Source organism: Microbispora bryophytorum (genome assembly GCF_043197435.1).
In the GTDB taxonomy this organism is placed as follows: domain Bacteria; phylum Actinomycetota; class Actinomycetes; order Streptosporangiales; family Streptosporangiaceae; genus Microbispora; species Microbispora bryophytorum.
On the sequence record NZ_JBICTF010000005.1, the window covers coordinates 479170 to 504747 of the forward strand.

The following is a 25578-nucleotide window of genomic DNA, read 5'->3' on the forward strand; positions in this document are numbered from 1 at the left end:
GGCAGCGCGGCACGTATGACGGAAATCGCCGCAGAAGTACTCATCAGACGGCTCGCCGACTGGGGGGTCGACACCGTCTTCGGGCTCCCCGGTGACGGCATCAACGGCATCATGGAAGGGCTGCGCCGCCACGCCGATCGTGTCCGCTTCGTGCTGGTGCATCACGAGGAGGCGGCCGCGTTCATGGCGGCCGCGCACGCCAAGGCCACCGGCCGCATCGGGGTGTGCCTGGCCACCTCGGGCCCCGGCGGGATCCACCTGCTCAACGGCCTGTACGACGCCAAGCTCGACCACCAGCCGGTGCTGGCCATCACGGGCATGCAGGAGACCAGCGTGCTGGGCACCGGCTACCAGCAGGAGGTCCACCTCGACCGGCTGTACGAGGACGTGGCGGAGTACAACCTCGTGGTGGACAACCCGGCCCAGCTGCCGGGAGTGGTGGACATCGCCATCCGCACGGCGTACGCGCGGCGCGGGGTGGCCCACCTGTGCCTGCCCAACGACGTCCAGGTGGCCCCCGCCGACGCCGACCCCTACCAGCACGTCGCCCCCGCGCGGCCGCCCGCGACCGCCCCCATCTATCTGTCCCCGCCCGGCGTGCCGCGTCAGGAGGACCTGCGGGCCGCCGCCGAGGTGCTCAACGCGGCCCGGCGGCCCGCGATCCTGGCCGGGGCCGGCGCCCTGCACGCCCGCGAGGAGGTGCTGGCCGTCGCCGAGGCGCTGGGCGCCCCCGTGATCAAGACGCTGCCCGGCAAGGCGGTCATCCCCGACGACTCGCCGTACGCGGTAGGCGGGATCGGCCTGCTCGGCACGAAGCCGGGCGAGGAGCTGGTCGAGGACTGCGACACCCTGCTGATGGTCGGCACCAACTTCCCCTACACCAAGCACCTGCCGGAGCCCGGCAAGGTCCGCGTCGTGCAGATCGACGCCGACCCCGCCCGCGCGGGCGTGCGCATGCCGACCGAGGTGCCGATGGTCGGGGACGCCAAGGAGGGGCTGGCCGCGCTGCTGCCGCTGCTGCGCCGCGTCGACGACCGGGCGCACCTGGAGAAGTACCAGAAGGCCATGGCCGGATGGCGCAAGAACATGGCCGCGCTGGAGAACCCGGAGCGCGCCCCGATCGCCCCGCAGTACCTGATCGGCTGCGTGGACCGGGCCGCCTCCGACGACGCCATCCTCACCTGCGACTCCGGCACGATCGCGACCTGGGCGGCCCGGCACTGGACGATCCGCGGCGACCGGGAGTTCTACCTGTCGGGCAACCTCGCCACGATGGCCCCCGGCCTGCCGTACGCGATCGCGGCGCAGCTCGCCCACCCCGACCGGCAGGTGATCGCCTTCATCGGCGACGGCGGCTTCGCGATGCTGATGGCCGAGTTCCTCACCGCGGCCCGGCTCGGCCTGCCGATCACGGTGGTGGTGAACAACAACGACTCGCTCGGCCAGATCCTGTGGGAGCAGATGGTGCTGGGATATCCCGAGCACGGGGTCAGGTTCGGCGAGCCGTCCTCCGACTTCTCCGCCTGGGCCCGCTCCTGCGGCGGGTACGGCCGCAAGGTCACCGACCCCGCCGACGTGGACGAGGCCGTACGGCAGGCCCTCGCCCATCCGGGGCCGGCGCTGGTGGACGTGGACGTCGACCCGAACGAGCCGCCCATGCCGGGCAAGGTCGCCCGCGACCAGGCGGTCAAGTTCGCCGAGGCGTTCCTGAAGGGGCAGCCGCACAAGGCGGCCATCGCGACGACGCTGTTCAAGGACAAGATCTCTCAATTGGGGCGGTGACGCCATGACGGACCAGGTGCTCGTTCCCGGGCCCGTGACCACCCGGCCGCGCGAGCCGTACGTGCGGCTGCGCGACCTGGAGCGGGACCTCGCCGCCCGGGTGGACGGCGAGGTCAGGTTCGATCCGGGCAGCCGGGGGGCCTACTCCACCGACGGATCGAACTACCGGCAGGTGCCGCTCGGGGTGGTGGTGCCGCGCACGGTCGACGCGGCGGCCGAGGCGATCGCCGTCTGCCGGGAGCACGGCGCGCCCATCACCTCACGGGGCGGCGGGACGAGCCTGGGCGGTCAGACCTGCAACGCCGCCGTCGTCATCGACTGGTCCAAGTACTGCCACCGGCTGGTGTCGGTGGACGCCGCGGCCCGCACCTGCGTGGTCGAGCCCGGCATCGTGCTCGACGTGCTGAACCGGCTGCTGGCCGACACCGGCCTGACGTTCGGGCCGCGCCCGTCCACCCACTCCCAGTGCACGCTCGGCGGCATGATCGGCAACAACTCCTGCGGCTCGACCGCCCAGGCGTACGGCAAGACCGCCGACAACATCGCGCGGCTGGAGATCCTCACCTACGACGGCCAGCGGATGTGGGTGGGGCCGACCGGCGAGGAGGAGTTCGACCGGATCGTCGCCGAGGGCGGGCCGAGGGCGCGGATCTACCGCGAGCTACGCGCGATCGTGGACGAGCACGCCGACGAGATCCGCCGCCGCTTCCCCGGCATCCCCCGCCGGGTGTCGGGCTACAACCTCGACCAGCTCCTGCCCGAGGCCGGGTTCGACCTGGCCAGGGCGCTGGTCGGGTCGGAGGGCACGCTGGTCACCGTGTTGCGGGCCGAGCTGCGCCTGGTGCCCGCGCCCAAGGCTGAGTGCCTCGTCCTGCTCGGCTACCACGACATCGACGTGGCCGCCGACGCCGTGCCGCGCATCGCCCGCTACGGCCCGCTCCAGCTGGAGGGGGTGGACGACAAGCTCGTGGACTACGAGCGGCGCAAGCACATGCATCCCGACGCCCTCAAGCGGCTGCCGGAGGGCGGCGGCTGGCTGATGGTCTCCTTCGGCGCCGACTCCCAGAAGGAGGCGGACGCCAAGGCGTGTGACCTGCTGAAAGAGCTGAAGGGCAGCGAGCACGCGCCGCACATCTCCTTCATCGACGACGCCAAGATCGAGAAGGAGCTGTGGGAGGTCCGCGAGTCCGGGCTCGGCGCCACCGCCCGCGTGCCCGGCATGCGCGAGACGTGGGAGGGCTTCGAGGACTCGGCCGTCCCGCCGGACAGGCTCGGCGGCTACCTGCGCGACCTGCGCCGCCTGTTCGAGGAGTTCGGCTACGGCGACGCCTCCCTGTACGGCCACTTCGGGCAGGGCTGCGTGCACACCCGCATCCCGTTCGACCTGGTGACCGCCGAGGGGGTGGCGGCCTTCCGCGCCTTCCTCGAACGGGCCGCCGACCTTGTCATCTCCTACGGCGGCTCGCTGTCGGGCGAGCACGGCGACGGGCAGGCCAGGGGCGAGCTGCTGCCCAGGATGTTCGGCCCCGCGGTCATGACCGCCTTCGAGCGGGTCAAGGCCGTCTTCGATCCCGGTGACCGGATGAACCCGGGCAAGGTCGTCGCGCCGTACCGGCTGGACGAGAACCTGCGGCTCGGCCCCGAGTGGACGCCCGCCGACCCGGCCGTCCACTTCGGCTACCCCGACGACGAGGGCAGCTTCCAGCGGGCCGTCATGCGGTGCGTGGGGGTCGGCCAATGCCGCGAGCACACCGGCGGGGTGATGTGCCCGTCCTACCGGGCCACCGGCGAGGAGGAGCACTCCACCCGCGGGCGCTCCCGGCTGCTGTTCGAGATGCTGAACGGCCACGCCGACTCCGCGGTGCGGGACGGCTGGCGCTCCACTGCCGTGCACGACGCCCTCGACCTGTGCCTGGCCTGCAAGGGCTGCAAGCACGACTGCCCGATGCAGGTCGACATGGCGACGTACAAGGCCGAGTTCCTCGCCCACCACTACGCCCGCAGGATCAGGCCCATGGACCACTACGTCATGGGGTGGCTGCCGGTGTGGGCCCGCGTCGCCGCGCTGGCCCCCGGCGTGGTCAACGCGCTGGCGCACGCGCCCGTGCTGTCCGGGCTCGGCAAGCGCCTGGCGGGGCTCGAACCGGCCCGGCCGGTGCCGGAGTTCGCGCGGGTCCGCTTCAGCGACTGGTATCGGCGGCGCAGGACGCGCGGCGGGGGCGAGCGGGGGCCCGTGGTGCTGTGGCCGGACACCTTCACCGACAACCTCCACCCCCACATCGGCCGCGCCGCCGTCGAGGTGCTGGAGGCGGCGGGCTATCGCGTGCTGATCCCGCCGCGCACGCTGTGCTGCGGCCTGACGTGGATATCGACCGGCCAGCTCGGCGTTGCGCGCCGGGTGCTGCGCCGCACCGTGCGGACCCTCGCCCCGGCGTTGCGCCGCGGCATCCCGATCGTCGGGCTGGAGCCGAGTTGCACGGCGGTGTTCCGCGCCGACGCGCCCGAGATGTTCGCGCACGACCGGGACTTCGCCCGGCTGCGCGAGCAGACCAGGACCCTCGCCGAGCTGCTGAGCGCGACCGACGGGTGGGATCCGCCCCGGATCGACCGGGACGCGGTCGCCCAGCCGCACTGCCACCACCACTCGGTGCTCGGCTTCGAGACCGACCGGGCCCTGCTGTCGCGGGCCGGGGTGCGGGTGGAGGCGGTGGGCGGCTGCTGCGGCCTCGCCGGGAACTTCGGCTTCACCGCCGGTCACCTGGAGGTGTCGATGACCTGCGCGGAGCACGAGATCCTGCCGGCCATCCGCGCCGCCGACGCCCGCACGGTCGTCCTCGCCGACGGCTTCAGCTGCCGTACGCAGATCGAGCAGGCGGGGGTGGGACGCCAGGCGATCCACCTGGCGGAGTTGCTGGCGGCCGGGGTGCGCGGCACACCGCTGGGCGACCACCCCGAGTGGCGCGCCGCGCGCAGGCCCGGCCCGCCGCGGGTCCTGGGGACGCGATGAGCGCCGGAGCCCTGGATTCCCGAGCCCTGGACTCCGGAGCGTCGCCGGAGACGGACCCCGCGCTGGAGGAGGACGCGTGGTCGGTCGAGGACGCCTCGCTCGCCCTGGTGGAGATGACCCTCAACGCGCTGGCCCGCGGCTCCGACCTGTCGGTCACCCAGTTACGGGTGCTGCTCGCGGTCGACCGGCACGGCCCGCTGAACCTGAGCGGGCTCGCCGCCCTGCTGGGCATGTCGGTCTCGGCCGCGGGCCGTCTGGTGGCCCGCCTGCACACCGCCGGGCTGCTGACGCGCCTGCTGTCCCCGCACAGCCGCCGTGAGGTCAGCATCGACGTCACCGAGACCGGCCGACGCTCGCTCGAACGCATCCGCGCGGCGCGGCGCGGGCAGATCGCCACCGCGCTGCGCCGTCTGGCCCCGGTCAGTCGCCGTACGCTCGCGCAGACCCTGCGCGAGCTCACCGCGGCGGCCGAGGCGGACACCCGCTAGCCCCGTTTTCCGCCCGACCTGTGACGTCTGGGGGCCGCCATGCGTGCCATCGTGATCGAGAGATTCGGCGGACCGGAGTGCCTGGTGTACCGGGAACTGCCGGAGCCCGAGCCCGCGGCGGGCCACGTCGTCATCGAGGTGAAGGCGTTCGGCCTCAACCATGCCGAGTTGCACATGCGCAGGGGCGAATGGGCCGAGGCCGCGCCGGTGAGCGGCATCGAGTGCGTCGGCCTCGTCCATGCCTGCCCCAGCGGCGAGTTCCCCATCGGAGCCAGGGTGGCCGCGCTGATGGGCGGCCTCGGCCGCACCGTCAACGGCAGCTACGCGGAGTACACCCGGGCGCCCGCGTCCAACGTGGCGCTCATCGACTCCGACCTGCCGTGGGCGGATCTCGCAGCGATCCCCGAGACGTACGCCACCGCCTGGACCTGCCTGTTCCGCAACCTGGAGATCAGCCGAGGGCAGACCCTGGTCGTCCGGGGCGGGACCTCCTCCTTCGGCCAGGCCGCGATCAACCTCGCGGTGGACGCCGGCGTGCGGGTCATCGCCACCACCCGCGACCCTGACCGGTTCCGTCTGCTGGAAGAGCTCGGCGCGGAGCGCGCCGAACTGGACAGACCCGATCTCGGCCGGCGGATACCCGAGGCCAAGCGCCTGGACGCCGTGCTCGACCTGGTGGGCAACAGCACCATCCTGGACTCCTTGGCGATGCTGCGCCGGGGCGGGCGCGCCTGCCTGGCCGGGTGGCTGGGAGGCCTCGACCCGATCCCCGATTTCAACCCGCTGGCGCAGATGGCCAGTGGCGTCCATCTGACCTTCTTCGCCAGTTTCGTCTTCGGCACCCCGGGTTTTCCGTTGTCCGACGTGCCGCTGCAAGCCATCGCCGACAAGGTGGCGGCCGGCCGCCTTCGGGGGAGACCGTCGCGGGTGTTCCGCTTCGAGGAGATCAGGGAGGCGCATCGCGTGATGGAGGCCGGGGAGGCGGGCGGCAAGATGGTGGTCGTCCTCTGAGATTCGAGCCGCGTTCCCCGGCGGGTGATCAGACCGGCGGTGTGGCCGCCCGCGTGCGGAGAACGACCTAGCGGTCGCGGTCGGCGGCGAGGCGGGCCAGGGCCTCCAGACCCGCCGCCGGCCCCGGCGCCAGCTCCGCCGACCGCAGCGCCTCCAGCGCCTCGGACAGCAGGTCGTCGACCCTGGCGAGGCTCCACGCCCGTCCGCCCGCCTCGTCCACCAGCCGCGCCGCGCGTGCGAGGTCGGTCTGCGCGAGCGGGTGACGGTACAGCACGGCGAGCGCCCGCCCGGCAGACGTGCCCGACGTCAGCGCGGCGACGACCGGCAGGGACTTCTTCCGGTTGCGCAGGTCGGAATGCACGGGTTTGCCGGTGACGGCCGGGTCGCCCCAGATGCCCAGCAGGTCGTCCACGATCTGGAACGCCAGCCCCACGCGCTCGCCGAACACCCGCAGGAAGGCCGTCTGCTCGGTGGTGGCGCCCCCCGGAAGACCGGCGGCCTGCAGCGCGCCGAGGGCGCAGGCGCAGCCGAACAGCGCGCCCGTCTTGCCCTCCGCCATGCGGACGCACTCCCCCAGGCTCACGTCCCCGCGTTCCTCGAAGCCGAGGTCGGCGCTCTGGCCGTCCAGCAGCGACTGGACACAGCGGGCTAGCGTGCGCGCGCTGTCGGCGGGCCGGCCGCCCTCGGCGAGCACGGCGAAGGCCAGCGCCAGCAGGGAGTCGCCGGCCAGGATCGCCTCGGAGCGCCCGAAGACGTTCCACACCGTGGGGCGGTGGCGGCGGACCGCGTCACCGTCCATCACGTCGTCGTGGACGAGGGAGAAGTTGTGCACCAGCTCGACCGCGACGGCGGCCGGCAGTGCCGTGTCCGGGTCTCCCCCGGCGCTTTCGGCCGCCAGGAGCGTGAACGCGGGCCGGAGGGCCTTTCCTCCGCCCGCCGGCGTCGGCCGCCCCCGCGCGTCCCACCATCCGAAGTGGTATCCCGCCACCCGGCGCATCGACGGAGGCAGGGTGCCGACCGCACGGCGCAGGGCGGGCTCCACGAGGTCGCGCGTCCGGGCGAGCACGTCCGCCGCGGTCCGCACTCCCTCTGCAACCGGTTCCGTCACGCTCCCACCACCTCGGGCTCGGTTGGACCCCACAGGCCGGCTGGACTTGCGGCATACCCCGGCCGTCCTCTCACCACACGTGCTTCCCGCTCCCCGCCGCGGCGCGCACGTCCGCGAACTCAGCCCTCGTGGCCGGCACCCGCTCGCCATCTCCTAACGTGGTTCCCCATGCGGAAATGGGTGCAGGAGATGGGTCTCGGGCTCGCCGCGCTCGGGCGTCCGGCGTACATCACGCTCGGCCGGGACGAAGACCTCGGCGGCGACCGCGACGTGGCGGCGATGCGGGCGCGCACCTGGGAGGTGCTGGACGCCGCCCGGGCGGCGGGCGTGCGCTACTACGACACGGCCCGCTCCTACGGCCTGGCGGAGGAGTTCCTCGCGGGCTGGCTGGCCGACCGGGGCATCCGGCCCGGCGAGGTCGAGGCCGGGTCGAAGTGGGGATACGAGTACGTCGGCGGCTGGCGCATGGACGCCGGCCGCCATGAGGAGAAGGACCTGTCGGCCGCGCGGCTGCGCCGCCAGCTCGGCGAGACCCGGGAGCTGCTCGGCGAGCATCTGTCGCTCTACCAGATCCATTCCGCCACGGTCGAAAGCGGGGTGCTCGACGACGAGGAGGTGCTCGGCGAGCTGCGCGCCCTGCGCGCCGAGGGCGTCGCCGTGGGCCTGTCCACCACCGGCCCCCGCCAGGCCGCGACGATCGACGAAGCGATCGCGACCGGGCTCTTCGACACCGTGCAGTCGACCTGGAACCTGCTGGAGCGCTCGGCCGGCGAGGCCCTGGCCCGGGCGCACGCGGCCGGCCTCGGCGTGATCGTCAAGGAGGGCGTGGCCAACGGCAGGCTGACCGCCCGCGGCGCGCCGCCGGCGCTGGTGCGTGCGGCACGCGAACGCGGCGTCACCCCCGACGCCCTGGCGCTGGCCGCCGTGCTCGCCCGCCCGTGGGCGGGGATGGTGCTGAGCGGCGCGGCCACGACCGCCCAGCTCGCCGAGAACCTGGCGGCGACCGCCGTCACCTGGGACGACGCGGCCGAGGAGGCGCTCGCCGATCTGGCGGAGGACGCCGAGACCTACTGGGCCCGCCGCGCCGCCCTCCCCTGGAGCTGACTAGGCGCGTAGCTCACCGTCCGTGAGTTCCAGGACGCGGTCGGCCACGCCGACGAGGCCCTCGTCGTGCGTGGCCACCAGCGCGGTGACGCCCTCGCCCCGGACGAGCACCCGGAGCAGCTCCATGATCTGGAGGGCGGTCCGGGAGTCGAGCTGACCGGTCGGCTCGTCGGCGAGCAGCAGGCGGGGCCGGTTGGCCAGGGCCCTGGCGATGGCCACGCGCTGCTGCTGGCCGCCCGACAGCTCGTAGGGCCGCTGCTCGGCCTGGCCGGACAGCCCGACCAGGGACAGCAGCACCTTCACCCGCTCGTCCCTGTCCTTGGCGGGCACCCGCGCCAGCCGCAGCGGCACGCCCACGTTCTCGGCGGCCGACAGCACCGGGATCAGCCGGAACGACTGGAAGACGAACCCGACGACGTCGCGGCGCAGCCGCAGCAGGCCCTCCTCGGGCAGCTCGGGCACCGGCTGCCCCGCGACCCGCACCCGCCCCGCGTCCGGCCGGTCCAGGCCGCCGACCAGGTTGAGCAGCGTCGTCTTGCCCGCGCCGGAACGGCCGCGGATCGCGATCAGCTCGCCGGGGTGCGCCTCGAAGGAGACCCCTCTCAGGGCGCGCACGCCCTTGGGGTAGGTCTTGCGCAGGTCCTCGACGACGACCAGCGGCTCACTCATTCGTCTCTTCCTCCGCGTCGTCCGCGTCCTCCGCGTCGCTGCCGGTGGCCGAGGGCCAGACCCCGATGTGGTCGCGTTCGAGCTCCAGGCGCACCCGGTGCTCCATGGACAGGGCGTCGATGAACTCCCTCGGCAGCTGCAGGCGCCCGGCCCGGTCCAGCACCGCGTACTCCTCGGCGACCACCCTCCCGTCGGAGGAGGTGCGGCGGAGTGTCTCGCTGGAGGTGCGGCCGTCCCGGATGCCGATGGTCCGGTCGACCTGCCGCGACACCATCGGGTCGTGCGTCACGACGACGGTCGTGACCCCGAGCTCGCGGTTGGCGTGGCGCAGCACGCCGAAGACCGTCTCGGCGCTGTCGCTGTCCAGCTCCCCGGTGGGCTCGTCGGCGAGCACCACCTCGGGCGCGTTGGCCAGAGCCACGGCGACGGCCACCCGCTGCTGCTCGCCGCCGGACATCTCCCCGGGCCGGCGGTCCGCACGGTCCGCCATCCCCGTCAGCTCCAGCAGCTCGTCAGTACGGGACGACCTGGCCCGCCGGGACGTGCCGCCCGCCAGCCGCATGGGGAGCATGACGTTCTCCCGCGCGGTGACATACGGCAGCAGGTTGCGGGCGGTCTCCTGCCAGACGAAGCCGACGACCGAACGCCGGTAGCGGAGGCGGTCGCGCGGGGTCATGGACAGCAGGTCGATCCCGGCGACCCGGGCCAGCCCGGCCGTCGGCACGTCGAGCCCCGACAGGATGTTGAGCAGCGTCGACTTGCCCGATCCCGAGGCCCCGACGATCGCCACCAGCTCACCCCGGCCGATGAGCAGGTCGAGGCCCTGCAGGGCGACCACCTCGACTGCGGCCGACCCCTCGGTCTTGTAGATCCGCACGAGGTTGTCGCACAGGATGTGGGCGTCCGCGCCGAACGCGGGACCGCCCCGCGCGGCCCGGGCCTCCAGGTCAGCCAGCGTGTCCACGGCTTCCTCCCAGGTAGGCGCCCGCGAGGGCGACGGCGGCGACCCCGGCGGCCAGCGCGCCGGCCAGGGCAGTGGGCAGGATGGGCAGGGCCGCACCTGCGGCCAGGGCGCCGGGGCGCCCTCCCGCGTACGCCGACAGGTCGATGCCCGGCCCGAGCAGCGCGGGCATGGCGAGACCGGCCGCCAGCCCGGCGACGGCGGTCAGGACGAGCAGCGGGGCCGCCTCCAGGACGGTGATCAGCCCGGCCTGCCTGCGGGTGAGGCCGAGGGCGCGCAGCAGGCCGAGGTCCTCCGCCCGCCGGGCCGCGCCCCCGGTCAGGGCGATCGCGACGGCCGCCAGCGCGTACGCCGCCAGCGCCGCGGCGGCGACCCGCAGCGTCGCGGTCAGCGCCGCCGTCAGCGGCGTGCCGGTGATGTCGGCGAGCGCGCCCGCCACGGTCGTCATGCGCGCGCCGGACGGCAGCAGCGGCCTGACCGCGCCGGCGTCTCCCGCGATCAGCAGCGTGTTGGTGTGCTCGGGAGCCGCGGGGAGGACGATGAGAGCGCCGTCACCCGCCCGCACCCCCGGCATCGCGTCGACGGTCCCCGCCGGGGTGACCGTCGTCCGCACGGGCCAGCCGATCTCGAAGCTCCGCATGGCGGACAGGTCGTGCGACACCAGCGCGCCCGTCGCCCGCGCCGGGCGGCCGGGCAGGCGCAGGGGACTGCCCGCGACCAGCCGGCGGTAGGCGTCGAGGTCGACCGCGACGACCGTGGCCGGCCGCCCGCCGAAGCCCACCTCGGCGGTCGTCGTCCCGACGGCGGCCGGGACGACGGCCCTGACGCCCGGCGCGTGGACGATCCGCTCCAGCGTCTCCCTGGGGATGCCCTGCTCGCGCTCCACCCTGATCTCGGCGCCGGTCCGCTCCCACGCCGCCTGCCGCTGGGCGTCCTCCAGGCCCCCGGCGGCGACCATTCCGTACGCCGCCAGGGCGACGGCCGGCAGCAGCGTGAGCACCGGCAGCGCGGCTCCCGGCACGGCCCGGGCGGCGGCGAGCCCGAGGAACGGAACGGCGGCGGTGCGCCGGGCGGCGGCCCGGAAGGCCAGGTGGATCACGGCCGGGCCGCCGCGCAGCACAGCCAGCGCGGCGGCCAGCGTCAGCAGCACGGGGGCCGGCGCGAGGAACGCGTCGCCGGTGCCGAGGCCGCGTGTGCGCATCAGACGCAGGCTCGCCAGGGCGACGACGAGCACCAGGATCTCCATCACGATCCGGCGGGCCGCGCTTCCGGTCAGCCATCCTTGAGCCCGCTGTCGTGGGGAGTGGCGCCTCGGGGAGTGGCGCAGCGCGACGGCGGCGCAGGCGATCGCGACGGTCCCCGCCGCCAACGCGGCGGGTCCCAGCCGCGCGGGCGCCGTCGTGGCGCCCGGGACGAGACCCGCGGCCGCCTGGCCCGCCGCGGCCGCCGGCACGGCCACGAGCGCGACCGCTCCCCCGCAGGCGAGCACGACCTGGGCCAGGGACGCGCCGCGTGCGCGCATCAGCAGCAGGGCGCCGTGCGCCCGCCGCACGAGCAGCAGCACGGCCAGGGCCGTGGTGCCCAGGCACACGACGGCCAGCCCACTCAGGAACACCATGATCAGCGCGCGTGTGACGGCCAGCCGGTCCAAGTACTCCCGCAGCATGCGGTCGAACCCGGTCGACAGGGTCAGTTCGAGGTCCTGCCTGTCCAGGCGGCGGCCGTACTCCTCCACGGCGGCGAGCACGGCCGCCGTGTTGCCCGCGGTGACGCGGTCCGGCACGGGGGTGACGAGCCATCGGAAGATCATGGGCAGTTCGGCGCCCGCGAGGCTGTCGCCGTCGGTGAGCGCGGTGACGATCAGGTCGTCCTCTGTGGCGAGCGGCACCCGGTTGTGGATGACATAGGTGAGGTCCGGCTCAAGGGCCCAGAACCGGTCGGCGGGACGCGCCGGCTCGAACAGGCCGGTGACCTTCGCGGTCAGCTCGCCGAGGCGGACCGTGTCACCTGTTCTGATCGACATCTCCGTGGCGGCGGCCGCGGGGACCGCCATCTCGAGACGAGTACCCGAGCCGGGGCCCGGGGGGCCGCCCTCGACGTACCGCACCCGCCGGTCCGCCCCGGAGACCCATTTCAGCGTCAGGTATCGATGCGCCTGGCCGTTGATCAGCACCGGCAAGGCGGAGAAATCGAAGAGCGGGTCGGGATCGGCGACCTCCCGCAGCGCCGGGGGAAGCAGGGCGCGCCAGGCGGTGTCCGCCCCGGCCGCGTCGGCCGTCGTCCGCATCGGCCTCAGGTCGAAGCCCCGGGTGTGCCGGACCGTCAGCGAGGCCGTGCCGGGCGGGGCGGCGCCGATGAGTGACCTGGCCGCCGCGTCGAGGGAGGACTCGACCATCCGGGGCAGGGCCGAGACGACCAGGGCGGCGCCGAACACCAGCGCGGCCAGCAGCGCCGCCACTCCCCTGTGTATTCCTAGAAGCCTGTGTACTCCTAGAAGCCTGTGCACACCCAGCAGGCGGATCACGACGTCTCCCCCGCACGCAGCACGGCGGCCGGCTCACGGCGGTGCAGCGACCGCGCGAGCCCCGCCACGATCACGAGGAGCACCGCGAGGACCGCGACGGCGAGCGCCGCCACCTGTGGCCACGGAATGTGGAGCAGCACCGGCAGCCCGCCCCCGGTCGCGTATCCGGCGGTCACCATCGGCGGCACCACCGCGGCGGAGACGGCCACGGCGAGCGCCACCCCTCCGGCCAGCGACAGCCCGATCACGAACGACTGCTCGGCGGCGAGCAGGCCGAGCGTCTGCCGGAAGCTCGCGCCGAGCGCGCCGAGCACGGCGAACTCGCCTCTGCGCTCGCGCGCCGAGACCGCCGCGTTGACCAGGAATCCCAGCACGGCGAACGCCAGCGCCGCCGCGAAGCCGAGCAGCAGCGCGCCCTGCAGACCCGCCGCCGTGGGGTCGTCCCTGTAGCCGGCGGTCAGCGTGGCCACGTCGACGACGTCCCTGCGCGCCAGCGCGGTGGCGGCACGCGTGGTGTCGTTCCCGTCGGCGGCCAGCCACCACTCCGTCACCGGCCAGTCCGCCCCCTTCGCGCCTTGTCCCCGCAGCGCCGACAGGTCGGCGAGCAGGGCCGGGGCGCCCTCCGGCGTGCCGGGCATCGCCGTGACGACGCCCACGACCCGGATCGGGATCGACGCCGTGCCGGCCGTGATCCGTACGGTGTCGGCCAGGCCGGGGGTCACCACGACCGGAAGCGGCTGTCCGGCGGACCCGGCGATCCGGGACATCAGCGTGGCCGGCGACAGCTCCGACAGGTCGGGGCGCAACAGCAGGGCACGGCCCAGATGCGCCGCGTCCGCGGCGATCAGCGTGGCGTCCGCGCCGTCCGCGACGACCCTGGCGCGGTGCGCGGGCACGGCCGCCGCGACCCCCGGCAGCGTGGTGAAGGTCCGCGCGTCGTCCCCGGGGAGGGCCGGGACGCGCAGGGCGGCGCCGGCGAGGTGCCGGGCCCGGTCCTCCTGGGCGCCGCGCCAGGTCGCGGCGGTGGTCAGGGACAGCACACCGATCGCCGTCGCCATCGTCAGCAGCAGCGCGGGGCCCGAATAGCGGGCCGGGCGCCGGCTCACCTGCCGGGCGGCCAGGGCCGGCCCGAACCCGGGGCGCCGCCGCGTCGCCCGCTCGGCGACCCTGGCGACGGCGGGCACCAGCCGCAGGGCGGCCATCCCGCCGCAGAGCAGGGCGAGCGCCGGTCCCGCCCCGACGAGCGGGTCGAGCCCGAGCTCGCCGCCGAGACGCGTCGTCTCCGGCGCGTCCTGGCCGCGCAGGCGCCAGACGGCGAGCGCCGCCAGAACGAGCAGCGCCACGTCGGCCCCGGCCCGCTGGACCAGGCCCGGCCGGTCGGCGCGCCCGCGCGCCGCCTGCTCCTCGACGTACGTGCGGCGGGCGGCGAGCAGGGGCGGGGCGGCCAGCATGGCGGCGCAGGCGAGCGCGACCGCCGCCGCGACCGCGAACGTGGTCCCGTCGGGCGCGCGGGGCGGCTCCACGCCGGTGGCCTCGATCCAGGGGAGGGCGCTCATCGGCCGCAGGAGGACGGGCGCGAGGAACGGCGCCGCGGGCGCGCAGGGCAGCGCGATCAGCAGCGCCTCCCCCGCCGCCATGGCGGCGAGCCGCGGCGACCCGCCGCCCCTCGATCGCAGCAGGGCCGTCTCCATCCGGCGGTGCTCGGCGAGCAGCCGCGCGGTCAGCGCCAGCGCGTACGCGCTCAGCACCAGCAGTTGAAGCACCGGCACGAGCATGGTCGAGCGGGCGACCAGGGCGCCGCGGTCGAGCCGCAGCAGCGTGCCGGACAGCGTCTCGGTGACCGAGCACCGGGGGCAGCCGGCCCGTACGTCCGCCGAGACCGCGGCGACCGACGCCGAGAACGGCCGCAGCCGGTCGGGGGAAAGCCGGCGCAGATCGGGTTCGGCGAGCCAGCGGGCCGAGACGCCGGTCGCGAACCGGTCGAAGAAGGCGCCGGCCGGCACGACCAGGGGGCCGCGGGAGGTGAAGTCGCCTGTCTGCGTGCCGTAGCGCAGCAGCTCCTCCCCCTTCCAGCGCGGGTCGTCGGGGTCGCGCAGCCGGAAGACGCCGGTGACGCGCACGCGGGCGGGTTTGCCGTCCAGGCGTCCGACGACGGTGAACTCGTCGCCGGTGGCGACTCCCATCGCCCGCGCGGCCGGCTCAGAGAGCGCCACCGTGGTTCCCTCCGTGGGCCAGCGGCCACTCACCAGGTCCGCCTGGCCGTCCAGTCCCTCGTACGCGGCGAACCGGGTCAGGACGGGCCGGCCGCCGTGGTCCCCTTCCTTCAGCGCGTACGAGGCGGACTCGACACGCACGGTGACCCGTACGGGCACCTCGCCGTGGGCGTGGGCGATCCCCGCGCGGACGGCCCGGTCGGCCCCGGCGAAGTCGCCGGCGGCGACGGAGGAGGTGACGACGGTGGCGGTGGCGGCGAGCGGAGCCGTGTCCAGGGCCCGCCGCACGCCGGCCTGGGTCGCCGACCCCGCGTGCAGCAGGAGAGCCGAGACCGCCGTGGTGGCGAGCAGGATGGAGCCGAACGCGGCGGCCAGCAGCAGGGGCTCGGCCAGCGCGCGCCGGACCACCAGCGGCAGCCGTCCGCGCACCGTACTCACCATCCGGGCCTCACCATCCGGGCCTCACCATCCGGACATCACCACGTGCATCCCGGCATCATGGCAAGCATGATCGAGGAGCACCAGCGTTCCGTTCATCTGAGGTGAGGGGAAACGGGCCGAGGAGGGCTGCATGCCTGCGGTGGGGCCGTTGCTCACGGGAGCCCGGCGGGTCGCGCCACTCTGCGTGGCCCGGGTGTTCGACTTCGACCTGGACGGCCCCCGGCGCCGCGCGCGTGCCCCTGCGCGAAGAACGAGCCGTTCTCCATGATCGCCACGCTGGAACGTACATAGAGGCACACTTGCGAAACATCCGGCACGAAGGTGTATGTTGACCACCGCAAGCGACGGACGTGGAGGAAGCCGGTGTGAATCCGGCGCGGTCCCGCCACTGTCACCGGGGAGCGACCCTCACCACGCCACTGCCCTGCACGGGCGGGAAGGCTGAGGGAAGCGCCGATCCGGGAGCCAGGATACTCCGGCCGTCGGACCTTCGACCGGGGGCGCGGACACCCCCAGGGGGGACATCCCATGGCCGGGATGCCCGGCGGCGGCCTGCTTGTCGCGGGCACCACCTCCGATGCCGGGAAGAGCGTGCTGGTGACCGGCCTGTGCCGGTGGCTGGCCCGCCGCGGCGTACGGGTCGCGCCGTTCAAGGCGCAGAACATGTCGCTGAACTCCTATGTCACCGCCGACGGCGCGGAGATCGGGCGGGCGCAGGCCGTGCAGGCGGCCGCCTGCGGGCTGGAGCCGACGGCCGACATGAACCCGATCCTGCTCAAGCCGGGCAGCGACCGACGCAGCCAGATCGTCGTGCGCGGACGGCCGGTCGCGGACGTGGACGCCATGGAATACGGCGCGCGCCGCGACGAGCTGCGCGCGATCGCCGTGGAGTCGTATCGGCGGCTGGCCGGCGAGTTCGACGTGGTGATCTGCGAGGGGGCGGGGTCCCCCGCCGAGATCAACCTCCGGGCCGGGGACATCGCGAACATGGGCCTGGCCAGAGCCGTCGGGCTGCCGGTGATCGTCGTGGGTGACATCGACCGCGGTGGCGTCTTCGCGCACCTGTACGGCACGGTCGCGCTGCTCGACGCCGCCGACCAGGCGCATATTTCCGGATTCATCGTGAACAAGTTCCGGGGCGCGCGGGAGCTGCTCGCGCCGGGGCTGGACATGATCGAAGGGCTGACCGGGCGCCGGGTCTACGGGGTCGTGCCGTGGCTCGACGGATTGTGGATGGACGTCGAGGACTCGCTGTCGCTCGACACCCGGCCCGCGCACGCGGCGAGCGCGCCCGTCGACGGCGCGTTGCGGGTGGCCGTCGTGCGGTATCCGCGCATCTCCAACTTCACCGACGTGGACGCGCTGGCCGCCGAGCCTGGAGTCACGGTCAGCTTCGTCACCTCACCCGCCGCCTGCGCCGACGCCGACCTGCTGGTTCTCCCGGGTTCGCGGGCCACGGTGCACGACCTGGCCTGGCTGCGCGACACCGGCATCGCCGACGCCGTCGTCCGCAGGACGGGTCCGGTGCTCGGGATCTGCGGCGGCTACCAGATGCTCGCCCGCACCATCACCGACCACGTGGAGTCCGGCGCGGGCACCGTGCCCGGCCTGGGGCTGCTCCCCGCCGACGTCACGTTCGCGCCGGACAAGACGCTCGGCCGGCCGGCCGGCGAGGGCTACGGGCATCCGGTACGCGCGTACGAGATCCACCACGGGGTCGTCACCCGCGACGGCGGCGAACCGTTCCTCGACGGGTCCCGCGCCGGAAACGTGTGGGGCACGACCTGGCACGGCGCGCTGGAGAACGACGGGTTCCGGCGAGCCTTCCTCGGAGAGGTGGCGCGGGCGGCGGGGCGGGAGTTCCGCGGTGATCCGTCGCTGTCATTCGCGGGGCTGCGGGAGGCGCGGCTGGACGCGCTCGGCGACCTGGTCGAGCGCAACGTCGACACCGACGCACTGATCTCGCTCATCGCAAGCGGGCCCACGCCGGGCCTGCGGACCCTGCCACCCGGCGCCCCCGGCACGGGCGGCGCGGGCGGCGCGGGCGGCGCGGGCGGCGCGGGCGGCCCATGCTGATCATCCGCCAGGCGGGGACGCCGGGCACGCGGCGCGCCTGTTTCCCCACGCCGGAGGACGCCGACCCGTCGGGGCTGGCGCAGGCGGCCACGCCGGCCCTGCCCGAGGACGCGGTGGTCTTCGCCGCGCCCTGGCCCGCGGCCGTGGCGACCGCGCGCGCCGCGTCCGGGCGGGAGCCGGTCGTGGCCGGCGCGCTCGCCGAGGCCGACTACGGCACGTGGGCGGGCAGGCCGTTCGCGGAGATCGCGGAGACCGAGCCCGAGGGTCTCGCCGCCTGGCTGACCGACCCCGGCGCCACCCCGCACGGCGGGGAGAGTCTCGCCGGGCTGGGCGCGCGGGTGGCCGAGTGGCTGGAGTCGGTACGGCCGGATGCCGCCCGCGTGGTCGCGGTCTGCGACGCCGGGCCCATCCGGGCCGCGCTCGCGCACGCGCTCGGCCTGACCGCGACGCGAGCCGCGTCCTTCGACATCGCCCCGCTGTCCCGCACCAAGCTGGCCGCCCGGCACGGCGGCTGGCGGATCGCCTACGTCAACCGGAAAGCCACCCTGTGAACCCCGCCTATCCGTTCAGCGCCGTCGTCGGACTCGCCGATCTGAAGCTGGCCCTGGTGCTCAACGCGGTCTCGTCCCGGGTCGGCGGCGTTCTCGTCCGCGGGGAGAAGGGGACCGCGAAGTCCACGATCGTGCGCGCCCTGGCGGCGCAGTTGCCGCGGGTGGCGGTGGTGGCGGGGTGCCGGTTCCACTGCGATCCCGGGGCGCCGGACCCCGGCTGCCCCGACGGGCCGCACGAGACCACCGCTGCCGGCGGGGCCGACGCGGCCGGAGCGCTGCGGGCGGCGTCCCTCGTCGAGCTTCCGGTGGGGGCGTCCGAGGATCGGCTGGTCGGTTCGCTCGATCTGGAACGGGCGCTGACCGAGGGCGTGAAGGCGTTCGAGCCGGGGCTGCTCGCGGCGGCCCATCGCGGCGTGCTCTACGTGGACGAGGTCAACCTCCTGCACGACCACCTCGTGGACCTGCTGCTCGACGCGGCCGCTCTCGGGGTCTGCTACGTCGAGCGGGAGACCGTCTCGGTACGGCACGCCGCGCGGTTTCTGCTCGTGGGGACCATGAATCCGGAGGAGGGCGAGCTGCGGCCGCAGTTGCTCGACCGGTTCGGGCTGACCGTGGAGGTGCGCGCGACACGGGAGCCGGACGAGCGTGCCGAGGTCGTACGGCGGCGCTTCGCCTTTGACGCCGATCCGGAGGCGTTCGCCGCGCGCTGGGCCTCGGAGGAGGCCGCCCTGGCCGCACGGATCGCGCGTGCCCGCGCCGCCCTCGGCTCGGTGCGGCTGCCCGACTCTCGCCTGCGGCAGATCACGGCCGTCTGCGCGGGGTTCGAGGTGGACGGGCTGCGGGCCGACCTCGTCACGGCGCACGCGGCGGTCGCGCACGCGGCGTGGCAGGGCCGGGACGTGGTGACCCGGGAGGACGTCCGGGTGGCGGCCCGGCTGGCACTGCCCCACCGGCGTCGCCGGGATCCGTTCGACGCGCCCGGCTTGGACGAGCGTCTTCTCGACGAGCTCCTGGACCAGACCGAGCCCGCCGCCCCCGACGACCCCGACAAACCCGAAAGCCCCGAGGATCCCGACGACTCCGGCGGGCCCGGCTCCGGCGGCTCGGGCGGCTCGGGGGCCGGCGACGGCGCGCCCGCCGCCCCCGAAAGTGCTCCCGAAAGTGCTCCCGAAGGCGCCCCCGACGGCGCTCCCAAAGGCGGTCCCGAAGGCGCTCCCGACGCCGCTCCCGAAGGCGCTGCGGGCCCCTCCGAAGGGTCCGGCTCCGGCACCGGCTCCGGCGATCGCCCCCAAGACGTGGCGGCGGCCGGTGCTCCCTTCCGCGTTCCCGTGCTCAAGGTCGCCGGGGTCGGGGCGGGCGTGGCGGGGCGGCGGTCGAGCGGCCGGGGACGGCACGGCCGGACGATCGGCGCCCGCGTTCCGACCGGCGCCGGCCCCGCCGGCATCGACCTTCCCGCGACCCTCCTCGCCGCCGCCCCGCACCAGCTGCGCCGCGGCAGGCGCGGCCCCGGCCTGGTCCTCAGGCGGGACGACCTGCGCGAGCCCGTCCGCGAAGGCCGCGAAGGCAACCTCGTCCTGTTCGTCGTGGACGCCAGCGGCTCGATGGGCGCGCGCAGGCGGATGACGGCCGTCAAGACGGCGGTGCTGAGCCTGCTGCTGGACGCGTACCAGCGCAGGGACAAGATCGGCCTCGTCGTCTTCCGGGGCGCGGGCGCCACGGTCGCGCTCCCCCCGACCTCGTCGGTCGAAGCCGGCGCGGCCCGCCTCCGGGCGCTCCCGACCGGCGGCCGCACCCCGCTCGCCGAGGGCCTGGCCACCGCCGCCGAGGTGCTCCGCGTGGAACGGCTCCGCGACCCCGACCGCCGCCCCCTGCTGGTCGTCGTGACCGACGGCCGCGCGACCTCCGGCGGCGACGTGGCCCGCGCGGCCGCCGCGCTCGCCGGTGTGACCTCGGTGGTCGTGGACTGCGAGAGCGGCCCGGTCCGCCTGGGCATGGCGCAGGCGCTCGCCCTGCGACTGGGCGCGCGCGTGCTTCCGCTGGAGTCGCTCGGTGATCTCGTACGCGATCGAAGGAAGGCGGGCTGACATGCCGCAGGGCAAGCCGGAGAACGTACCCGACGACGGCCTGACGACCCGGCAGCGCCGGACGAGGCCGCTGCTGATGGTCCACACGGGCCCGGGGAAGGGCAAGTCGACGGCCGCGTTCGGGATGGCGCTGCGCGCCTGGAACCAGGGCTGGCCGATCGGCGTGTTCCAGTTCGTGAAGTCGGCCAAATGGCGGGTCGGCGAGGAGCGCGCGCTGACCGTGCTGGGCGCGAGCGGCGAGGGCGGCACGGTCGCCTGGCACAAGATGGGCGAGGGCTGGTCGTGGATCCAGCGGCCGGGCACCGAGGCCGACCACGCCGCCGACGCGCGTGAGGGCTGGGAGCAGATCAAGCGCGACCTCGCGGCGGAGACCTACCGCTTCTACGTGCTGGACGAGTTCACCTACCCGCTCAAGTGGGGATGGATCGACCTCGACGATGTGATCTCGGCGCTCGCCGGCCGGCCGGGTGCGCAGCATGTCGTCATCACCGGCCGCGACGCCCCGGCGGGGCTCGTCGAGGCCGCCGACCTCGTCACGGAGATGGGCAAGGTCCGCCACCCCATGGACGCCGGGCAGAAGGGTCAGAAGGGCATCGAGTGGTGACCGGCGTCCCGCGTCTCGTGGTCGCCGCCCCGGCCTCGGGGAGCGGCAAGACGACCGTGGCCACCGGGCTGATGGCGGCGCTGGCGGCGCGCGGGCTGCGCGTCGCGCCGTTCAAGGTGGGCCCCGACTACATCGACCCGGGGTATCACACGCTGGCCGCCGGGCGTCCCGGCCGCAACCTCGACCCCTGGCTGACCGGCGAGGACCAGGTGACGCCGCTGTTCCTGCACGGCTCCGCGGGCTGTGACATCGCGGTCGTCGAGGGCGTGATGGGGCTGTTCGACGGGCGCGGCGAGGGCGACTTCGCCTCGACCGCGCACGTGGCGCGGCTGCTCGGCGCGCCCGTGCTGCTCGTGGTGGACGCCGGGAAGCAGAGCAGGTCGGTGGCGGCGCTGGTGCACGGGTTCGCGACGTTCGACCCGCGGGTGCGGGTGGCGGGCGTGGTGCTGAACCGTCTCGGGTCGGCGCGCCACGAGGAGCTGTGCCGGGCCGCGCTGGAGGAGACCGGGGTCCCCGTGCTGGGGGCGGTCCGCCGCGACGACGCCGTGATGACGCCGTCTCGGCACCTCGGACTGGTCCCGGCGGCGGAGCGGCTGCCCGCCGCCGTGTCGGCGGTGGACCGGCTCGGCGCGCTCGTGGCGGACTCGTGCGATCTGGACGGTCTCGTACGCCTCGCCGCGACGGCGTCCCCGCTCACCGGGCAACCGTGGGACCCGTCGGACGGACGCGAACCCGGCGAACGGCGGGTGGTGGCGGTCGCGGGCGGCGCGGCGTTCACGTTCGGCTACGCCGAGCACGTGGAGATGCTGGCCGCCGCCGGGGCCGAGGTCGCCGTGTTCGATCCGGTGCGCGAGGAGTCCCTGCCCGAGGGCGCGTCCGCGCTGGTCGTCGGCGGCGGTTTCCCCGAGATGTACGCGGCGGAGCTGTCGGCCAACGAGCGGCTGCGCGCCGAGGTGGCCGCCTTCCCCGGTTCGGTGGCGGCCGAGTGCGCGGGCCTGCTCTATCTCTGCGAGGAGCTGGACGGCCGTCCGATGTGCGGCCGGGTGCCGGGAGTGGGGCGGATGACCGACCGGCTGACGTTGGGATACCGCGACGCCGTGGCCGTACGCGACACGCTGCTCACCCGGCAGGGCGAGCGGCTGCGCGGCCACGAGTTCCACCGGACCGTGATCACCGGCGGCGGGCAGCCCGTCTTCCGGTGGCGGGACGGTGCCGGCGGGGCCGACGGGGCCGGCGACGCCCGGCTCACCGCGTCCTACCTGCACCTGCACTGGGCGGGCGCGCCACAGCTCGCGCGGCGGCTGCTGGCCTACGCCGAACCCTCTTCGAGGTCGCCCTCGATCGCGAGGTAGGCCTCGCGCACCCCGGCGAGCACATCGGGGTCGGGGTGCTCCCACATGCGCCGCTCGGCGGCCTCCAGGAGGCGCTGCGCGATGCCGTGCAGCGCCCACGGGTTCGACGCGGCCATGAAGTCGCGGTTGACCGGGTCCAGCACGTACGCCGAGGCGAGCGTGTCGTACATCCAGTCGGCGACGACGCCGGTGGTGGCGTCGTACCCGAACAGGTAGTCCACCGTCGCGGCCAGCTCGAACGCGCCCTTGTAGCCGTGGCGGCGCATCGCGGCCAGCCAGTTGGGGTTGACGACCCGGGCGCGGAAGATCCGCGCGGTCTCCTCCGACAGGGTCCGGGTGCGGACCGCGTCGGGACGGGTGCTGTCGCCCACGTACGCGGCGGGCGCGCGGCCCGTCAGCGCGCGGACGGTCGCGATCATGCCGCCGTGGTACTGGAAGTAGTCGTCGGAGTCGGCGATGTCGTGTTCGCGGGTGTCCACGTTCTTGGCCGCGACGGCGATTCGGCGGTAGGCGTTCTCCATGTCCTCGCGGGCGGGCGCGCCGTCGAGGTCGCGGCCGTAGGCGTAGCCGCCCCAGACGGCGTACACCTCGGCGAGGTCGGCGTCGTCGCGCCAGTTGCCGCTGTCCATGAGCGGCAGCAGGCCCGCGCCGTACGCGCCGGGACGCGACCCGAACACGCGCAGCGTCGCACGCCGGGTATCGCCGTGCGCGGCCCGGTCGGCGTCCACGTGGGCGCGCACGTAGTTGTCCTCGGGGCTTTCCTCCAGCCCCGCGACGAGCCGGACGGCGTCGTCGAGCATGGCCACCACGTGCGGGAACGCGTCCCTGAAGAACCCGCTGATGCGCACCGTCACATCCACCCGCGGGCGGCCCAGCTCGGCCGGCGGCACCGGTTCGAGCGTGGTGACGCGCCGCGACGCCTCGTCCCAGACGGGCCGCACGCCGAGCAGCGCGAGCACCTCGGCGATGTCGTCGCCGGCGGTGCGCATGGCGCTGGTCCCCCACACCGACAGCCCGACCGAGCGCGGCCACGCGCCGGTCTCCGCGCGGTAGCGGGCCAGCAGGGAGTCCGCCATGGCCTGCCCGGTCTCCCAGGCGAGGCGGCTCGGCACGGCGCGCGGGTCGACGGAGTAGAAGTTGCGGCCGGTCGGCAGCACGTTGATCAGCCCGCGCAGCGGCGACCCGGACGGCCCGGCGGGCACATACCCCCCGGCGAGCGCGTGCAGCACGTGGTCGAGTTCGTCGGTGGTGCGCGCGAGGCGCGGCACCACCTCGGTCGCCGCGAACGTCAGCACCCGCGCGACCGCCGGGTCGCCGGTGACATCGGCGACGGCGGCCGGGTCCCAGCCGCGTTCCTCCATGGCGGTGACGAGCGCGCGGGCCTCGGCCTCGACGCGGTCCACGACGCCGGTCGCGGCGCTGCCGTCCTCGGCCAGGCCGAGCGCCTCGCGCAGGCCGGGCAGGGTCTCGCGGCCGGCCCACATCTGGCGGGCGCGCAGCATGGCCAGCACGAGGTTCACCCGGGCCTCGCCGGTCGGGGCCGCGCCGAGGACGTGCAGGCCGTCGCGGATCTGGGCGTCCTTGACCTCGCAGAGCCAGCCGTCCACGTGCAGGATGAACTCGTCGAACTCGGCGTCGTGCGGGCGCTCGCTCAGGCCGAGGTCGTGGTCGAGGCGGGCGGCCTGGATGAGGGTCCAGATCTGGGCGCGGATCGCGGGCAGCTTCGCCGGGTCCATCGCCGCGATCGTCGCGTGCTCGTCGAGGAGCTGTTCCAGGCGGGCGATGTCGCCGTAGGTCTCGGCCCTGGCCATCGGCGGCACCAGGTGGTCCACGAGCACGGCGTGCGCCCGGCGCTTGGCCTGGGTGCCCTCGCCGGGGTCGTTGACCAGGAACGGGTAGACGAGCGGGAGGTCGCCGATCGCCGCGTCGGTGCCGCAGGACGCCGACAGGCCCGCCGCCTTGCCCGGCAGCCACTCCAGGTTGCCGTGCTTGCCGACGTGGACCATGGCGTGCGCGCCGAACCCTGTGCCTTCCCCAGCCGACAGCCACCGGTAGGCCGCCAGGTAGTGATGGCTCGGCGGCAGGTCGGGGTCGTGGTAGATCGCGATCGGGTTCTCCCCGAAGCCGCGCGGGGGCTGGACCATCACCACGACGTTCCCGCTGCGCAGCGCCGCGAGCACGATGTCGCCCTCGTGGACGAACAGCTCGCCGGGCGGTGCGCCCCAGTGGCGTTCCACGCCGGCGCGCAGGCCGGCGGGCAGCGTGTCGTACCAGGCGCGGTAGGTCTCGGCGGGGATGCGCACGGGGTTGGCCGCGAGCTGCTCCTCGGTGAGCCAGTCCTGGTCCTGGCCGCCCGCGGCGATGAGCGCGTGGATCAGCGCGTCGCCGTCCTGCGCGGCCTGACCGGGGAACCCGTCGCCGAGGTCGTAGCCCTCCTCGGCCAGGCGGGCCAGCAGCCTGACCGTGCTGGCCGGGGTGTCCAGGCCGACGGCGTTGCCGACCCGCGAGTTCTTCGTCGGATACGCCGACAGCATCACGACGAGCCTCTTGTCCCGCGGGGGCACGTGACGCAGCAGGCCGTGCCGGACGGCGATGCCCGCGACCCGGGCCGCGCGCTCGGGGTCGGCGACGTAGACGGTCAGGCCGTCGTCGTCGATCTCCTTGAACGAGAACGGCACCGTGATGATCCGCCCGTCGAACTCGGGGATCGCGACCTGTGAGGCGGCGTCCAGCGGCGACAGGCCGTCGTCGCCGGCCTCCCACTCGGCGCGGCCGGTCGTCAGGCACAGGCCCTGCAGGATGGGCACGTCGAGGCCGGCGAGCGCGCCGACGTCCCAGGCCGCGTCGTCCCCGCCCGCGGACGCGGTCGCGGGCCGCGATCCGCCCGCCGCGAGCACGGTCACGACGAGGGCGTCCGCGCGGCGCAGCACGTCGAGCAGCTCGGGCTCGGCGGTGCGCAACGAGGAGCAGAAGACCGGCAGGGCCCGGCCGCCCGCGTCCTCGATCGCCTCGCACAGCGCGGTGACGAAGCCGGTGTTGCCCGCCATGTGGTGCGCCCGGTAGTAGAGCACGCCGATCACCGGGCCGTCGCCGGGCCGGGCGTCGCGTTCGAGTACGCCCCAGGTCGGGGTGGCGGCCGGGGCCGCGAAGCCGCGACCGGTCAGCAGGACCGTGTCCGACAGGAACGCGTGCAGCTCGGCGAGGTTGGCCGGGCCGCCGTGCGCGAGATAGGCGTGCGCCTCGGCGCAGACGCCGCCGCTCACCCCGCCGCTCACCGTGGACAGCTCCATCAGCTCGGCGTCCGGGGCCTGCTCGCCGCCGAGGACGACCACCGGGCGCGGGCCGGCGAGCAGGGCGTCCAGCCCGTCCTCCCAGGCGCGCCGCCCGCCGAGCAGCCGGACGACCACGAGGCCGGCCCCCTCGACCAGGGCGGGCAGGTCGTCCACGGTGAGCCGGGCCGGGTTTCCCAGGCGGAACGCCGCCCCGCTGGCGCGCGCGCTCAGCAGATCGGTGTCCGACGTGGACAGCAGCGCGATGAGCGGCTCGTCCGTGCGCATGGCAGGGTCCTCCCTCGGGGTCCTCGCCCCGGGTCGTGGCGGTACG

The 25578-nt window shown here is 74.9% G+C and carries 16 protein-coding genes and 1 riboswitch; of the genes, 10 read left to right on the forward strand and 6 right to left on the reverse strand.

What is annotated here, in order from left to right:
- The first annotated feature begins 15 nt into the window (after positions 1-15).
- Genes ACGFIB_RS19705 through ACGFIB_RS19720 form a run of 4 tightly spaced genes read left to right on the forward strand, consistent with a single transcriptional unit; the run spans position 16 to position 6288 of the window.
- Entirely contained in the window at positions 16-1782 is a 1767-nt protein-coding gene (locus ACGFIB_RS19705; RefSeq protein ID WP_357260146.1) for a thiamine pyrophosphate-dependent enzyme, read from the forward strand.
- Between the two features lie 4 nt (positions 1783-1786).
- Positions 1787-4789, forward strand: coding sequence for an FAD-binding and (Fe-S)-binding domain-containing protein (locus tag ACGFIB_RS19710; protein WP_393373698.1), 3003 nt, complete (start codon positions 1787-1789; stop codon positions 4787-4789).
- Positions 4786-5277 (forward strand): MarR family winged helix-turn-helix transcriptional regulator, encoded by a 492-nt coding sequence (locus ACGFIB_RS19715; protein WP_393373701.1) that lies wholly within the window; start codon positions 4786-4788, stop codon positions 5275-5277. The genes ACGFIB_RS19710 and ACGFIB_RS19715 overlap by 4 nt, the downstream gene beginning before the upstream one ends.
- Positions 5278-5316: 39 nt before the next feature.
- Positions 5317-6288: a zinc-binding alcohol dehydrogenase family protein gene (locus ACGFIB_RS19720; protein WP_357243330.1), complete on the forward strand. Its 972-nt coding sequence runs from the start codon at positions 5317-5319 to the stop codon at positions 6286-6288.
- A 67-nt stretch (positions 6289-6355) separates the two neighbouring features.
- Here ACGFIB_RS19720 and ACGFIB_RS19725 read toward each other — a convergent pair whose 3' ends face one another.
- Positions 6356-7396: a family 2 encapsulin nanocompartment cargo protein polyprenyl transferase gene (locus tag ACGFIB_RS19725; RefSeq protein WP_393373704.1), complete on the reverse strand. Its 1041-nt coding sequence runs from the start codon at positions 7394-7396 to the stop codon at positions 6356-6358.
- Between the two features lie 168 nt (positions 7397-7564).
- On the opposite strand from ACGFIB_RS19725, the gene ACGFIB_RS19730 reads away from it, so the two are divergent.
- Entirely contained in the window at positions 7565-8500 is a 936-nt protein-coding gene (locus tag ACGFIB_RS19730) for an aldo/keto reductase (protein ID WP_393373706.1), read from the forward strand.
- On the opposite strand, the gene ACGFIB_RS19735 is transcribed toward ACGFIB_RS19730, so the two are convergent.
- From ACGFIB_RS19735 to ACGFIB_RS19750, 4 genes are all read right to left on the reverse strand, one after another.
- Entirely contained in the window at positions 8501-9169 is a 669-nt protein-coding gene (locus ACGFIB_RS19735) for an ABC transporter ATP-binding protein (protein ID WP_393373709.1), read from the reverse strand.
- On the reverse strand, positions 9162-10133 hold the full coding sequence (locus ACGFIB_RS19740; RefSeq protein WP_393373711.1) for an ABC transporter ATP-binding protein: 972 nt from the start codon (positions 10131-10133) through the stop codon (positions 9162-9164). The genes ACGFIB_RS19735 and ACGFIB_RS19740 overlap by 8 nt, the downstream gene beginning before the upstream one ends.
- Entirely contained in the window at positions 10117-12588 is a 2472-nt protein-coding gene (locus ACGFIB_RS19745; RefSeq protein ID WP_393373714.1) for an FtsX-like permease family protein, read from the reverse strand. The genes ACGFIB_RS19740 and ACGFIB_RS19745 overlap by 17 nt, the downstream gene beginning before the upstream one ends.
- A gap of 62 nt (positions 12589-12650) precedes the next feature.
- Positions 12651-15308, reverse strand: coding sequence for an FtsX-like permease family protein (locus ACGFIB_RS19750; protein ID WP_393373717.1), 2658 nt, complete (start codon positions 15306-15308; stop codon positions 12651-12653).
- Between the two features lie 302 nt (positions 15309-15610).
- Positions 15611-15806, forward strand: a riboswitch (cobalamin riboswitch).
- Positions 15807-15836: 30 nt separating this feature from the next.
- Between ACGFIB_RS19750 and ACGFIB_RS19755 the strand changes: the two genes are divergently transcribed.
- The 5 genes from ACGFIB_RS19755 to ACGFIB_RS19775 are packed head-to-tail and all read left to right on the forward strand — an operon-like array spanning position 15837 to position 21975.
- The gene (locus ACGFIB_RS19755) at positions 15837-17384 is read left to right on the forward strand and encodes a cobyric acid synthase (protein ID WP_393373719.1); all 1548 of its coding nucleotides are present in this window, start codon (positions 15837-15839) and stop codon (positions 17382-17384) included.
- A complete protein-coding gene (locus ACGFIB_RS19760; RefSeq protein ID WP_393373722.1) occupies positions 17378-17935 on the forward strand; it encodes a histidine phosphatase family protein in 558 nt (185 codons plus the stop codon). Before ACGFIB_RS19755 ends, ACGFIB_RS19760 begins: the two co-directional genes overlap by 7 nt.
- Positions 17932-20019, forward strand: a complete 2088-nt coding sequence (locus ACGFIB_RS19765) for a VWA domain-containing protein (protein ID WP_393373724.1) — start codon at positions 17932-17934, stop codon at positions 20017-20019. Before ACGFIB_RS19760 ends, ACGFIB_RS19765 begins: the two co-directional genes overlap by 4 nt.
- Before the next feature lies 1 nt (position 20020).
- Complete coding sequence (cobO, locus tag ACGFIB_RS19770; protein ID WP_208762183.1) at positions 20021-20623, forward strand: cob(I)yrinic acid a,c-diamide adenosyltransferase; 603 nt, start codon at positions 20021-20023, stop codon at positions 20621-20623.
- Positions 20617-21975 (forward strand): cobyrinate a,c-diamide synthase, encoded by a 1359-nt coding sequence (locus tag ACGFIB_RS19775; protein WP_393373727.1) that lies wholly within the window; start codon positions 20617-20619, stop codon positions 21973-21975. Before cobO ends, ACGFIB_RS19775 begins: the two co-directional genes overlap by 7 nt.
- Here the strand turns inward: ACGFIB_RS19775 and cobN are convergent.
- Positions 21933-25532: a cobaltochelatase subunit CobN gene (gene cobN, locus ACGFIB_RS19780; protein ID WP_393373730.1), complete on the reverse strand. Its 3600-nt coding sequence runs from the start codon at positions 25530-25532 to the stop codon at positions 21933-21935. The genes ACGFIB_RS19775 and cobN overlap by 43 nt on opposite strands.
- Positions 25533-25578: the final 46 nt, after the last annotated feature.

Excerpts from the sequence above, each read along its gene's own strand:
- cobO (WP_208762183.1), top strand. The coding sequence starts at position 20,021 with ATGCCGCAGGGCAAGCCGGAGAACGTACCCGACGACGGCCTGACGACC.
- ACGFIB_RS19755 (WP_393373719.1), top strand. The coding sequence starts at position 15,837 with ATGGCCGGGATGCCCGGCGGCGGCCTGCTTGTCGCGGGCACCACCTCC.
- ACGFIB_RS19750 (WP_393373717.1), bottom strand. The coding sequence starts at position 15,308 with ATGGTGAGTACGGTGCGCGGACGGCTGCCGCTGGTGGTCCGGCGCGCG.
- ACGFIB_RS19735 (WP_393373709.1), bottom strand. The coding sequence starts at position 9,169 with ATGAGTGAGCCGCTGGTCGTCGTCGAGGACCTGCGCAAGACCTACCCC.
- ACGFIB_RS19710 (WP_393373698.1), top strand. The coding sequence starts at position 1,787 with ATGACGGACCAGGTGCTCGTTCCCGGGCCCGTGACCACCCGGCCGCGC.
- ACGFIB_RS19760 (WP_393373722.1), top strand. The coding sequence starts at position 17,378 with ATGCTGATCATCCGCCAGGCGGGGACGCCGGGCACGCGGCGCGCCTGT.
- ACGFIB_RS19720 (WP_357243330.1), top strand. The coding sequence starts at position 5,317 with ATGCGTGCCATCGTGATCGAGAGATTCGGCGGACCGGAGTGCCTGGTG.
- ACGFIB_RS19715 (WP_393373701.1), top strand. The coding sequence starts at position 4,786 with ATGAGCGCCGGAGCCCTGGATTCCCGAGCCCTGGACTCCGGAGCGTCG.
- ACGFIB_RS19705 (WP_357260146.1), top strand. The coding sequence starts at position 16 with ATGACGGAAATCGCCGCAGAAGTACTCATCAGACGGCTCGCCGACTGG.
- cobN (WP_393373730.1), bottom strand. The coding sequence starts at position 25,532 with ATGCGCACGGACGAGCCGCTCATCGCGCTGCTGTCCACGTCGGACACC.
- ACGFIB_RS19730 (WP_393373706.1), top strand. The coding sequence starts at position 7,565 with ATGCGGAAATGGGTGCAGGAGATGGGTCTCGGGCTCGCCGCGCTCGGG.